General features: G+C 45.2%; 12 protein-coding genes. All 12 read left to right on the forward strand.

Annotated features, from left to right (window positions below; translation table 11 throughout):
• The first annotated feature begins 156 nt into the window (after window positions 1–156).
• The 12 genes from OGM16_13640 (at window position 157) to cbiB (ending at window position 13,709) form a co-directional block, all read left to right on the forward strand.
• Window positions 157–738, forward strand: a complete 582-nt coding sequence (locus tag OGM16_13640; protein ID UYJ45836.1) for an HD domain-containing protein — start codon at window positions 157–159, stop codon at window positions 736–738.
• Between the two features lie 228 nt (window positions 739–966).
• On the forward strand, window positions 967–2,286 hold the full coding sequence (locus OGM16_13645; GenBank protein ID UYJ45837.1) for an aspartate kinase: 1,320 nt from the start codon (window positions 967–969) through the stop codon (window positions 2,284–2,286).
• A 665-nt stretch (window positions 2,287–2,951) separates the two neighbouring features.
• Complete coding sequence (gene cbiD, locus OGM16_13650; GenBank protein UYJ45838.1) at window positions 2,952–4,145, forward strand: cobalt-precorrin-5B (C(1))-methyltransferase CbiD; 1,194 nt, start codon at window positions 2,952–2,954, stop codon at window positions 4,143–4,145.
• Window positions 4,146–4,195: 50 nt separating this feature from the next.
• Window positions 4,196–5,818, forward strand: coding sequence for a precorrin-4 C(11)-methyltransferase (gene cobM, locus OGM16_13655; protein UYJ45839.1), 1,623 nt, complete (start codon window positions 4,196–4,198; stop codon window positions 5,816–5,818).
• 1 nt (window position 5,819) lies between these two features.
• A complete protein-coding gene (gene cobK, locus OGM16_13660; GenBank protein UYJ45840.1) occupies window positions 5,820–6,629 on the forward strand; it encodes a precorrin-6A reductase in 810 nt (269 codons plus the stop codon).
• Window positions 6,616–7,932: a precorrin-6y C5,15-methyltransferase (decarboxylating) subunit CbiE gene (gene cbiE / locus OGM16_13665; protein UYJ45841.1), complete on the forward strand. Its 1,317-nt coding sequence runs from the start codon at window positions 6,616–6,618 to the stop codon at window positions 7,930–7,932. Before cobK ends, cbiE begins: the two co-directional genes overlap by 14 nt.
• Entirely contained in the window at window positions 7,917–9,356 is a 1,440-nt protein-coding gene (locus tag OGM16_13670) for a cobyrinate a,c-diamide synthase (GenBank protein UYJ45842.1), read from the forward strand. Before cbiE ends, OGM16_13670 begins: the two co-directional genes overlap by 16 nt.
• Before the next feature lies 1 nt (window position 9,357).
• Window positions 9,358–10,464, forward strand: coding sequence for a nicotinate-nucleotide--dimethylbenzimidazole phosphoribosyltransferase (gene cobT, locus OGM16_13675; GenBank protein ID UYJ45843.1), 1,107 nt, complete (start codon window positions 9,358–9,360; stop codon window positions 10,462–10,464).
• A gap of 163 nt (window positions 10,465–10,627) precedes the next feature.
• The gene (locus tag OGM16_13680) at window positions 10,628–11,185 is read left to right on the forward strand and encodes a bifunctional adenosylcobinamide kinase/adenosylcobinamide-phosphate guanylyltransferase (GenBank protein ID UYJ45844.1); all 558 of its coding nucleotides are present in this window, start codon (window positions 10,628–10,630) and stop codon (window positions 11,183–11,185) included.
• 103 nt (window positions 11,186–11,288) lie between these two features.
• A complete protein-coding gene (locus OGM16_13685; GenBank protein UYJ45845.1) occupies window positions 11,289–12,074 on the forward strand; it encodes an adenosylcobinamide-GDP ribazoletransferase in 786 nt (261 codons plus the stop codon).
• Window positions 12,075–12,106: 32 nt separating this feature from the next.
• Window positions 12,107–12,616, forward strand: coding sequence for a bifunctional adenosylcobinamide kinase/adenosylcobinamide-phosphate guanylyltransferase (locus tag OGM16_13690; GenBank protein ID UYJ45846.1), 510 nt, complete (start codon window positions 12,107–12,109; stop codon window positions 12,614–12,616).
• 109 nt (window positions 12,617–12,725) lie between these two features.
• A complete protein-coding gene (gene cbiB / locus OGM16_13695; GenBank protein ID UYJ48470.1) occupies window positions 12,726–13,709 on the forward strand; it encodes an adenosylcobinamide-phosphate synthase CbiB in 984 nt (327 codons plus the stop codon).
• Window positions 13,710–13,715 lie beyond the last annotated feature (6 nt).

The following is a 13,715-nucleotide window of genomic DNA, read 5'->3' on the forward strand; positions in this document are numbered from 1 at the left end:
ATTGCGGATATTAATGATAGTATAATCCCGGTCTTAAGGATTTTCAAGGCGGACAGTCTTGCATTTTTCACATATGGGAATTATAATTGAGAAATAATAAAAATACATATTCCTACAGGATATATCTGAATATGTGCCGGAAAGGAAGCAAAAGAGATGACTACAAAACTTACAAGAGAACAGGGACTGGAATTACTGAAAAAATACAATAAAGAGCCATTTCATATCTTACATGGACTGACTGTAGAAGGTACTATGAGATGGTTTGCAAATGAACTGGGATATAAAGAAGACGCAGATTTCTGGGCAATGGCAGGACTTCTTCACGATATTGACTTTGAAATGTATCCGGAACAGCACTGTATCAAGGCAGAGGAGCTGTTAAGAGAAGCAGGGGCAGAAGAAGAGCTGATCCACGCTATCTGCAGCCATGGATATGGTATTGCCTGTGATGTAAAGCCGGAACATGAGATGGAAAAGGTGCTGTTTGCAGCAGATGAACTTACAGGTCTTGTAGGAGCAGCAGCCAGAATGCGTCCTTCCCGCAGTGTAATGGATATGGAGGTTTCCAGCCTTAAAAAGAAATTTAAAGATAAAAAGTTTGCTGCCGGATGTTCCAGGGATGTGATCCGTGAAGGTGCAGAAAACCTTGGCTGGACGCTGGAAGAATTAATGGAAAAGACCATTCTTGCCATGCGTTCCTGTGAAGAGTCTATAAATAAGGAAATGGAAGGCTGATAAAGGCTGACATAGAGGCAGGGACAAGGATCAGGCCACAGTGTTAAGAGAAAGACAGAATGACTATAAAAGTATGCCGTACAAAGACATTTGTCCTTGTGCGGCAAATTTTTTGGCTCAAAACTATTGACATGATGAAAAAAGTACGGTATCATTTGCACTTGTAACGCGTTAATAAAAACCTTAGGAAAACGCGTGTTTTACTACGATTTAAGGGAGATAAAGATCATGAAGAAAGTGGTTAAGTTCGGAGGAAGTTCACTTGCAAATGCAAAGCAGTTTAAAAAAGTGGCTGACATCATTAAAGCGGATAAGTCCAGAAGATATGTAGTTCCGTCTGCACCAGGCAAGCGCAATGACAAAGACGAAAAAGTAACCGATATGCTTTATGCATGCTATGATGCAGTAGCAGAGGGACGTTCCTACAAGAAGATCCTTGATAAGATCAAAGAAAGATACAATGAGATCATTGACGGACTGGATCTGAACCTGAACCTGGATCATGAATTTGATAAAATTGAAGAAAACTTCCTGGCAAAGGCAGGAAGAGATTACGCAGCTTCCAGAGGCGAATACTTAAACGGTATTGTTATGGCAAATTATCTGGGATATGAATTTATTGATGCTGCAGAGGTTATTTTCTTTGATGATAATGGAAACTTTGAGGCAGATATTACTGATAAAGAGCTTTCTGAGCGTTTAGAGCATGTAGAGAGAGCTGTTATCCCCGGCTTTTACGGTTCCCGCCATGACGGCACTGTAAAGACCTTTTCCAGAGGTGGTTCTGATGTGACCGGCTCTATCGTTGCAAAAGCGATCCATGCAGATATGTATGAGAACTGGACAGATGTTTCCGGATTTTTAGTAGCTGACCCAAGGATCATCAAGGATCCTGAGGTTATTGAAACCATCACTTATAAAGAACTTCGTGAACTGGCTTACATGGGCGCAAGTGTTCTTCACGAAGATGCTATTTTCCCGGTACGCAAGGAAGGTATCCCCATCAATATCCGCAATACCAACCGCCCGGAGGATAAGGGAACGCTGATCGTAGAGACCACCTGCCGCAAGCCGCGTCATACCATTACAGGTATTGCAGGTAAGAAGGGATTCTGCTCCATCAACATTGAAAAGGCAATGATGAATTCTGAGGTTGGTTTTGGGAGAAGAGTTTTAAGCGTATTTGAAAAATACGGTATTAATTTTGAACATATGCCATCTGGCATTGATACTATGACTATTTTTGTCCATCAGTCTGAGTTTGAGGCTTATGAGCAGTCTGTAGTAGCAGGTATCCACAGAGCTGTAGAGCCGGATACCGTAGAACTGGAATCTGATCTGGCGCTGATCGCAGTAGTGGGAAGAGGAATGCGTTCCAACAGAGGCACTGCAGGCCGCATCTTCTCTGCACTGGCACATGCAAGAGTTAATGTAAAAATGATTGATCAGGGATCTAGTGAATGGAATATCATCATTGGTGTTAAGAACGCTGATTTTGAAACTGCTATTAAGGCAATCTATGATATTTTCATTACTGTAGATTTATAAAAAGTTCAGTAAAATGATACAGGTTCCGTAGGATAAAGACATTATAAAAGCAGGGATTCCCCTGCTTTTTCTGTTTTATTTTTTCTTTTCCCCCGACATCTTCCTTTGTAAATATCTGGAAGTTGTAGAATAATTGGGAATATGATATGATGATGTAAGTGTCAAAAGTATAAATTGCGTTTGTGCTCGCACAAATAAGCAATTTATGCTTATTGACACGCCGAACACCGAAAACGAAATAAAATGGTGTGAACACGCCATTTTATGGGAGTTTGAGGTGTTCGAGGATTGCGGGAATTGCATAGCAATGGAGCAATCCAGTTACATCAGTGAGTGGCAAAATTTACTTTTGACACTCACATCATATAATGTTGGGGTCAAAAGGTATTTTGACCCCTCTGATACCGAATTGCTACGTGCTTTGCACTCCCGCAATTCTAAAAACATTCGTAATCCGCTCATTTTTCTTCAAAAAATGGCTCCTTACTCATGTTTTTGGCGGGTCCCAAGTTCAAAAATCCTCCTGCAAGCAAGCTTGCATCGGATTTATGACCTTTTGACCCTGGTATCATCATATGATACCACAAGAGGATTTTTAAGCTTGTGAGTCTGGAAAGTGCAAACGATCTGGTATCACAGACATTCAAAGATGTGCAGGTATTTACATGGAAGAAATGTATGTATATAAAAATCAGCAAAAGTTAAGATGGGGATATACTACAGGCACCTGTGGGACGGCAGCTTCTATGGCAGCGGCTTTTATGCTTTTTGGACAGAAACGTGTGAGCCATGTTAAGGTTTCTACGCCTAAGGGTATTGATCTGGATCTGGAGATCGAGGAGACCCGTTTTACAAAGGAACAGGCGGTATGTGCTGTGCGAAAGGACTCCGGGGATGATCCGGATGTGACTAACGGAATTGCAGTCTATTCCAGAGTATCTTTCAGAAATGATAAACAGGAGACAGAAGGTTATATCTGGGAAAATGGAGGTCTTTGCCTTCGGCTTACAGCAGGAGAAGGTGTTGGCACAGTTACAAAACCGGGACTGGCCTGTGAGGTAGGGAAACCTGCCATTAATCCTGTACCAAGGGAAATGATATTTACCCATGTGGAAAAAGTATGCAGACAATATGGATTTCAGGGAAGTCTTAACATTGAAATATTTATCCCTCAGGGAGCGGAAATAAGCAAAAAGACCTTTAATCCCCGTATGGGCATCAAAGGCGGTATTTCCCTTTTAGGGACTAGCGGTATGGTAGAGCCTATGAGTGAGAAAGCACTGACAGATACCATCCGTCTGGAGCTGCACCAGAAGCATATAGCTGGTCTGAAAAGCGTGATTTTGACACCTGGAAATTATGGGGAAAGTTTTTTAAGGGATGAACTGGATGTAAATCTGGATTATGCTGTAAAATGCAGCAATTATATTGGTGAATCCCTGGATATGGCAGTGCAGGAAAATATAGAAGAAGTATTGTTAGTAGGCCACGGGGGAAAGCTGATCAAGCTGGCTGCCGGTGTGATGAATACCCATTCCTCTGTAGCAGACGGAAGAATGGAAACCCTGGCAGCCTGGGGCGGTGCCTGTGGTGCAGGTGAAAAGCTGATCCGGGAGATTTTAGAGTCTGTTACAGTGGATCAGGGACTTAAACTTTTAGAAACAGTGCCGGGACTTCGTGAAAAAGTTATGGAGCAGGTGGTAAGACGGGCCTGGGAACATATGGCACTGCGTGCAGGGGAGTCTATGAAGACAGAATGTATTTTGTTTACCAATGAAAGAGGGATTCTGGGAATGTCTCCTGGTGCCAGGGATATGTTAAAAAGGATACTGGCCCAGGATATGACGAAGCTGGACTGATAAAGCAGAGTGGGAAGCAGGCAAAAGCAGATTACGGAAAGGAAGAGAATATGGTACATATCGTAGGTGCAGGTCCGGGTGCAGAGGATCTGATCACAGTAAGGGGACTGAAATTTTTAAAACAGGCGGACATTGTTATTTATGCAGGTTCCCTGGTTAATCCGGGTCTGTTAAAAGAGACAAAACAGGATGCCATGATCTATGACAGTGCAAAAATGACCTTAGAGCAGGTTATGGAGGTTATAGAACAGGCATGGAAGGAGCATAAAGAAGTGGTCCGCCTGCATACAGGAGATCCATGCATTTACGGAGCTATCAGAGAGCAGATGGATGCTATGGACAAGTCCGGGATCAAGTATGATATCTGTCCGGGAGTCAGTTCTTTTTGCGGCACGGCAGCAGCTTTACAGATGGAATACACTCTTCCGGGAATATCCCAGAGCGTGGTCATTACCCGGATGGCAGGAAGGACACCTGTGCCGGAAAGAGAGAGCATCCGCCAGTTTGCTTCTCACCAGGCAACGATGGTGGTCTTTTTAAGTACAGGCATGTTAAAAGAATTGTCAGAGGAATTAATGGCAGGTGGTTACCCGTCAGATACACCGGCAGCTATTGTATACAAGGCTACCTGGCCGGAAGAAAAAACGGTACGCACAACCGTAGCTGGGCTTGCAGAAGCAGCAGAGCGGGAGAATATTACAAAAACAGCCCTGATCGTAGTAGGAAATGCAGTGGCACAAAATGGTTACGACAGGTCAAAACTGTATGATCCGGGATTTACAACACAGTTCCGTATGGCAGAAAACTCCCACAGCGGGAAAATGGCTTCGGCTGTGCCGGAAACGATGGTGCCGGAAACAAGCATGCCTGTCAGGGCAGATAAAGACGCACAAAAGAGTGAAAAGACAGGCGCAGAAGAAGAAAAAACAATATTAGGAAAACTGTACGTAGCAGGTATAGGGCCGGGTTCTTTGGATGGAATGACAAAAGAGGCCTTTAAAGCAATTGGAGACTGTCAGGTGATCGCCGGTTATACGGTATATGCAGATCTTGTAAAGCCATATTTTCCAGATAAAGAGTATCTCATCACTCCTATGACAAAAGAGGAAGCACGGTGCCGTATGGCTTTTGAATGTTGTATGAAGGGCAAAGATACAGCCATGATCTGCAGCGGGGACAGCGGTGTTTACGGTATGGCAGGTCTGATCCTGGAGCTGTCTGCGCAGTATCCGGGAGTGGAGATCAAAATCATACCAGGGGTTACAGCTGCCTGTGCCGGTGCTGCCGGTCTTGGAGCACCTTTGACCCATGATTTTGCAGTGGTCAGCTTAAGTGACCGTTTAACCCCTATAGAAATGATATGGGAGCGCATAGAAAAGGCGGCTCAGGCAGACTTTGTCATCTGCCTGTACAACCCCCGCAGTAAAGGCAGACCGGACTATTTAAAAGAAGCCTGTGAGCGTATCATGAAATACCGTCCGCCGGAGACAGTCTGCGGTGTGGCTTCCAGCATTGGAAGAGATGGGGAAGAGATGAAGGTGATGTCTTTAAAAGAACTGGCAGATTATCCGGCGGATATGTTTACGACTGTATTCATTGGAAAATCCAGCACTGTAAAGATCGGCAGATGGATGGTGACTCCACGAGGCTATCTGCAAAAAAAGGAGAAATAGCATGACCGGAAAACATGTGATCCTCTTTGCAGGGACTACAGAGGGACGGGTACTGGCTAACTGGCTGGATGACCAGCCTGGCATTACCGGTACTGTTTGCGTGGCAACAGAATATGGGGCAGAGCTTTTGACAGAGGAGATGCCATTAAAGCATTTAAAGGTACACTGCGGCCGTCTGGATGAAGACGAAATAGAAGCCTTCCTGAAAAAAAACGGAACACATCTTGTGATAGATGCAACACATCCCTACGCCCAGGTGGTCACAGCCAATATCCGGAAAGCCTGTGAAAAATTCCCCCACATCTGCCTGCTGCGCTGCCTGCGAAAAGAAAGTGCAAACATGACGGAGAATGATAGAAGCGGTAAAAACAATATTGTCCATGTGAAAGATACAGAAGAAGCAGTCAGGTATCTTTGGGAAAAAGAAGGAAATATCCTTCTTACTACAGGAAGTAAGGAGCTGGCTTTGTGGCAGGAGCTTCCAAAACATGGAGAACGCATTTTTACAAGAGTTCTTCCTGTGGAAGCTTCCATTCGTATCTGCCGGGAGCTGGGATATGGCGGAAGGCATATTATTGCAATGCAGGGCCCGTTTTCAGAAGAAATGAATTATGTGCAGTTAAAGGAATTTCATTGTTCTTACATGGTAACAAAAGACGGGGGAGATACCGGCGGCTTTAAAGAAAAGATACAGGCTGCAAAAAGGGCTGGTGCCACAGCAGTTATAATAGACAGGCCTAAAGATAGGGGAATGTCCCTGGAGCAGATAAAGGAAGCGGTAAAGGAGTGGATGGAAGATGGCTCAGAATGAATATAAAGATAAAAACCCCATTATTTATCTTGCGGGGATCGGAATGGGAAGAGAAGACCAGCTGACCGGTGAGGTCTTAGACTGTTTAGACCGTGCCGATGCTGTAATGGGAGCCAGAAGGATGTTAGATGCAGCTGCACCATATACAGAAGGAAAAGCAGTGCTGGCTGCTTATAAGCCCAGTGAAATGGTGAACTGGCTTTCTTCTTTTCAATGGAATGAGGCAGTTTTAGTCCTTTCCGGGGATACAGGCTTTTACAGCGGTGCAGAAGCAGCTTCCAAAGCTTTCTTACAGGAAGGCTGGGAGGTAGAATATATCCCGGGAGTGTCCAGTCTTTCTTATTTCTGCGGAAGGCTGGGGCGCAGCTGGCAGAATATCCACTGTATCAGCAGCCATGGCCGCAGCTGCGATGTAGTTGCCCATATCCGTCATTATGAAAACTGCTTTATCTTATTAGGAGGAAAGGGCAGTGTTTCTGCTCTTTGCAGGGAACTGGTAAGCAATGGACTTGGAAATGTAAAAATCTGGGCCGGGGAAAATTTCTCATATGAAACAGAACGTATTCTCTGTGAGGCTACACCAGCAGAATTGCTGATGGAAGAGGAGAGCCACCCCTTTGGAAGTCTTGCCTGCGTTCTTGCGAAAAATCCTCACGCAGAAGAGATGAGGATTTATCTCACGAAACGCCCGAAGGATGAGGATTTTATCCGGGGAAAGGTTCCTATGACTAAGGAAACCATCCGCCGGCTGTCTATAGAGAAGCTGTGCATCGGTAATCATAGTGTGTGCTATGATATTGGTGCAGGAACAGGATCTGTATCTGTGGAAATAGGCCTGGAGATCCGCAGAAGCTGCAATGAAGGCAGTGTGTATGCTATTGAACGGGAACAGGAAGCTCTGGAATTGATCCGGGCCAATGTGCAAAAGTTCCATGGCAGCTGGGAAGATATCCACATTGTAGAAGGAGAGGCGCCAGAGGCCTTTGAGGGGCTTCCGGCACCTACACATGCATTTATAGGCGGAAGCAGCGGAAAGATGAAAGAGATCATTGGAACGTTGCTGGACCTAAACCCGTCAGTACGGATTGTGGCCAATGCTATTACTTTAGAAACGGTATCAGAGATCGTTGAATGTATGAAGGAATATGGTTTTGAAGATGGTGAGCTTCTGCAGATCCAGGCATCTCCTGTAAAGCAGCTTGGCAGCTACCATATGCCAATGGCACAGAATCCGGTATATATTGCAGTGATGCAGCACCCGGCAAAAGATGATGTGGAGGAAATAGAGTGGCTGGATTCATGATCGCAGCTCCAAGAAGCGGCAGCGGAAAGACTATGGTCACCTGTGGTATTCTGGAGCTTTTAAAACGAAAACAGAAAAATCCATTTTCTTATAAATGCGGACCGGATTATATTGACGGGCTGTTCCACCGGAAGGTGCTGGGGATTGAAGGAGGAAACCTGGACAGTTTCTTTGAAAGGCCGGAAGACATGAGAAAAAAACTCATGAATATATCAAAAGATCATTTTCCTGTAATAGAAGGCGTAATGGGATATTTTGATGGTCTTGGAGGAGACACCACAGCAGCCAGTTCCTGGGAAGTGGCAGATATTTTAGACCTTCCGGTAGTGCTGGTGGTGGATGCAAAAGGAGCCAGCCTTTCTCTGGCAGCGCTGATCAAAGGTTTTCAGGCCTTTAAAGGAGAGGCCCGGTCTTTTCAGGGGGATAAAAATGGAAATCACATCCAGGCAGTTATCTTAAACCGGATCTCTCCCATGCTGTATCCACGGATAAAAGCAGTGATCGAAAAAGAAACAGGTATTCTGGTAGCAGGATATGTGCCTGAGCTGGATTTCTGGCAGGTAGGAAGCCGCCATTTAGGACTGGTGCTTCCTGGGGAGATCGAAAACCTTCAGGGCCAGATCAGACAGCTGGGGGATTGCCTGGAAAAGACGCTGGATGTAGATAAACTATTCAGTCTGGGAGAAAGTGCAAAGCCTCTGGAGCCTGAGATGGTGGCAGCTGGTTGTCCTGGCCAGGATCGTGAAGCTGAAGAAAACCCATATCCTAAGCCTCATATCCGACTTGGCATTGCCTGGGATGAAGCTTTCTGCTTCTACTATCGGGATAATCTGGAATTTTTGGAAAAGCAGGGAGCTGAGATCCTTCGGTTCAGTCCTGTTCATGACAAGCATCTGCCGGAAGATCTGGATGGCCTTCTCCTTGGAGGCGGTTATCCGGAACTTTATGGAAAGGCTCTTGAAGAAAATAAGACTATGAGAAATGAGATCCGCCGGAAAGCAGAAGAAGATATGCCTGTTCTGGCAGAGTGTGGCGGTTATCTTTATCTTTTAAAAGAGCTGGAAGATGAAAATGGAACTGGTTATGAGATGGCAGGCGTATTTTCAGGAAAAGGTTTCAAAAAAGGAAAAAATTCCCATTTCGGTTATATTACAGTGGAAACAGAAAGTGACAGCCTGTATTTAAAAGCAGGAGAAAGAATCAAAGGCCATGAATTCCATTATTGGGAAAGTACCCAGGACGAAAATGAACTGAAGATGCAGGCCCAAAAGCCTACAGGAAAGCGAGGATGGCCCTGTGTGACCATAAAAAATCAGGTAATGGCCGGTTTTCCGCATCTGTACTATCCTTCCATGGAAGGCTTTGGAAAACGGTTTATCCAGGCATGTGATACCTACAGAAAGAAAAGAGAGAGGCAGCATTAAAATGAACCAGAAACAGACAGTTTCCCTGGAAATTGTGTTAAAAGGAATAACTACCACAGATAAAGAAGCGGTAACGGCAGCAAAGGCTCACTGGGACCGTGTGGCAAAGCCATTAAACAGCTTAGGCGTGTTAGAAGAGGATATATGCCGCATTGCAGGTGTGAAAAGGCGGGAAGGATTTTCCCTTGATAAAAAGTGTATTGTGATCATGTGCGCGGACAACGGGATCGTAGAAGAAGGCGTGACCCAGACAGGACAGGAAGTAACAGCAGCTGTTGCCAAAAATATGGCGGCCAGGCGTTCCTGCGTCTGCCTGATGGCGGCCTGCGCAGGAGCAGAGGTCCTTCCTGTAGACGTTGGAATCGCCGCTAATATGTCAGAGACCGGTATTTTAGACCGTAAGATTGCCTGGGGGACCAGGGATTTCTTAAAAGAATCAGCCATGACCAGGGAAGATACTGTGAAAGCATTGGAAGTGGGGATCGAAGCAGCCGGGATTTTATATGAAAAGGGTTGTGATCTGGCAGGAACAGGAGAAATGGGTATTGGAAATACCACTACATCCAGTGCTGTGATCTCTGTACTTACAGGTCTGGATCCGGAAACGGTAACAGGCAAAGGCGCAGGCTTGGATAATGCCGGTCTTAAACGGAAAATAGAGGTTATTAAAGAAGGAATCCGTATCCACAAACCGGATCCGTCAGATGGGATCGATGTTTTATCAAAAGTAGGCGGACTGGATCTGGCAGCACTGGCAGGTTTTTATCTTGGCTGTGCCTATTGGCGGATCCCGGTAGTCCTGGACGGTCTTATTACCGGTGCGGCGGCACTGGCAGCAGTAAAGATATGTCCGGAGGTAGCCGGTTATCTGCTGGCATCCCACGTATCTGCGGAACCGGCAGGACAGGCAGTTTTATCCTGTCTTGGCTTAAAGGCTGCGATTCAGGCTGGAATGTGTCTGGGGGAAGGAACAGGGGCAGCTGCGTTCTTTCCTATGCTGGATATGGCCCTTACTGTTTACAGCAAAATGGATACCTTCCAGGATATAAAGGTAAAACCATATTGCCATTTTGAGGAAGATGTACTCTCGGAATCTTTTTGTACTTGATTTTGCGAGAAGATTTTTTGTCAGTTGTACCCAAATTTCTGAGGCGTACGCGGTGCGTACGTTGATGAAATTCGGGTGCAACTGGCGGAAAATCGGCCGCAAAGGCAAGTGCAGAAAAGACTCCGAGAGTACATGAAGATAAAAACGAGGATAACGAATAGCTATGATACTGATTACCGGCGGCAGCGGCAGCGGTAAATCTGCTTATGGAGAAAAAAGAATACTGGAAGCTGGAGAAATGACCCGGTATTATATTGCCACCATGGAAGTATTTGGGGAAGAAGGCAGAAAAAAAGTGGAGCGGCATAAAAAACTTCGTCAGGGAAAAGGATTTATCACCATTGAGAGCCCAAAGGATGTGGGCAGGGAAAAAGTGTTGGAAATGCTCCGTCCTGATGGTCAGAAAAAAGCCGTTTTACTGGAATGTATTTCTAATCTCACAGCCAATGAAATGTTTGGCAGTTCCTTTGGAGAAGGATCAGAACCTGGCAGACGTACAGAAGCACTGGCAGAAAAAATCTGCACTGACATCGAAAAAATCGATAAAGCAGCTGGCTTTTTCGCAGTGATCACCAATGAAGTGGGCTCTGACGGGGAAATGTATGAAAAAGAGACGTTAGAATATATCCGTCTTCTGGGGCTTGTGAACTGCCGTCTGGCGAAAATGGCCTCAGAGGTGGTTGAAGTAGTATACGGTATACCAGTTAAATGCCCTCACTAAGTCTTTCAGATATCCTTGGCACAACTGACCAAAAATCTTCCTGCAAAATCAAGTTCAAAAGGATTTTGGGAGTATATCATTAATGAAAGGAACGAGAAACTGTATGAAATGGTTAGATTCCTGTCTGATCGCAATATCCATGTATTCAAAGATCCCTGTGCCCCAGGTAGAGTGGACCAAAGAAAAAATGAACCATGCCATGTGCTTTTTTCCGCTGGTAGGTGCTGTGCAGGGATGCCTTTTGGGACTCTGGCTGGTTATTGCAGCACAGTTTGATCTGTCTGTGGGCATAAGATTTCTGTGGGCATCTGCCATTCCCTTTCTTGTAACAGGGGGTATCCATATGGATGGCTTTATGGATACTATGGATGCAGTCCATTCCTATGGAGACAGGACGAAAAAACTGGAAATATTAAAAGATCCTCATTTAGGGGCTTTCGCAGTGATCTGTGCGGCTGTATATTTATTATTATATACAGGGAGCATGTATGAGTTTTGCAAAAATGCACAGGGAAAAGCCATATTTTATCCAGTATTGTTTTTGTCCAGTGAACGGGTGTTCAGCGGCCTTTCTGTAATCATGCTCCCTTCAGCGAAAAACAACGGGCTGGCAGCCACATTTTCTCAGGCATCTGAGAAAAAGCTGGATAAAAAGATCCTGATCCTGTTATTGGCACTCCTGGCAGTGGCGGCTTTTGGGATCTGGGGTATGCAGGGGATAAAAATTTATGGAGTATGCCTGGTGTTTCAGGGAGCGCTTTTTGCCTGGTATGATAAATGGTCAAAAAAGAACTTCGGAGGTATTACCGGGGATCTGGCCGGATTTTTCCTGCAGACAGAGGAACTGGGCTGTCTGACTGCAGTGGCATTTTTATTGAAAATGTTATAAAAATGATGTGAGTGTCAAAGGAGAAAAAACAGATGATCATGGTCATTGGAGGAAGATGTCAGGGAAAATCTTCTTTTGCAAGAGAACATTTTGAAAGCAGGATACAGGAAAATAAAAAAATAGAGAAAGACGGGGAAATCCAGAAAGACCATCTGGAAAATTTAAAGACAGATCCTTGGACAGATGGAGAAACAGCCACCTGGGAAGAGTTTCTTGCCTCTGCATGGAGCCGGAATTTTCACCTGCTGGTGCGGCGGATATTAAAAAAAGATGAGACGCTGGGATTGCCGGATGAGCAGGAAAAAGGCGTATTTGAAATAATGCCTACAGGTCTGCCGGACTGGAAAAAAATGGCAGAGGTCATATACACTGCCGGTCCTCACCGTATTCTGGTCACAGATGAGATTGGTTACGGCATTGTTCCTGTAGATCCGTTTGAGCGGGAGTACAGGGAAGAAACAGGCCGTATCTGCTGTCTGCTGGCAGAAAGATCAGAGGAAGTATGGCGGGTCTGCTGCGGGCTTGGAACCCGTTTAAAGTAGAGAAAATGAAAATGTGAAAAGCATGACAGCTTATAAGAGTAATGTTTGATATAATGATGTTGGGGACAAAAGGTATTTTGACCACTCTGATATAGGAAAGGATAGTAACATAACAATGGAATGGATACAGTTATGGCAGCTGCATGGGCTGGCCCTTTTAACAGGCAGTATTCTGGACTGGATCTTTGGAGATCCCTATAATTTTCCCCATATGATACGCCTGATGGGGAATATGATAAGCAGTCTGGAAAAGGATCTGCGTAAACTTTTTCCTGAAAAGCCACGGCTTGCAGGAACTTTTCTTACCATGACTATGTGCCTTTTCTGGATCATCATGCCGGGGCTGCTTTTTCAGGTAACAGGAAAATATCTGGGTCTGACGGCAAGATTTCTTCTGGAAAGCTTTTTCTGTTATCAGCTTCTGGCAGCCAAAAGTCTCTGTGTGGAAAGCATGAAGGTATGCAGGGAACTAAAAAAGGGAGATATAGAAGGGGCAAGAAAGGCTGTTTCCATGATCGTAGGCCGTGATACCAAAGTTCTGGACAAAGCAGGCATTACCAGAGCAGCAGTGGAAACTGTGGCAGAAAATACCTCAGATGGTGTGATCGCTCCATTTTTATTTATGGCAGTTTTCGGACCGTTGGGCGGTACCTTTTATAAGGCAGTAAACACCATGGATTCCATGATCGGCTACAGGAATGATAAATATATCCTGTTTGGCCGGACAGCTGCAAAGCTGGATGATGTATTAAACTTTATACCAGCCCGCATTTCCGGCTGTCTGCTTACACTGGCAGCATATCTGCTTCCCGGGGCAGACGGGAAAAATGCCTGGCGTATATTCTTAAGGGACCGCAGAAAGCATGACAGCCCCAATTCTGCTCATGGAGAGGCAGCCTGTGCGGGAGCCCTTCATTTGCGTCTTGCAGGAGATGCCTGGTACTTTGGGGTTCTTCACAAGAAACAGTTTATCGGAGATAATGACAGGGAGATCGTCCCGGAAGATATATGGAAAGCATCCCTTTTAATGTTTTTGGCAGAGGGGATACTGATGGCAGTGCTGCTGGTGATCCTGGCAGCAGTCAGGCTATAATGATTA

The organism is Lachnospiraceae bacterium (assembly GCA_025758065.1).
In the GTDB taxonomy this organism is placed as follows: Bacteria; Bacillota; Clostridia; order Lachnospirales; family Lachnospiraceae; genus Enterocloster.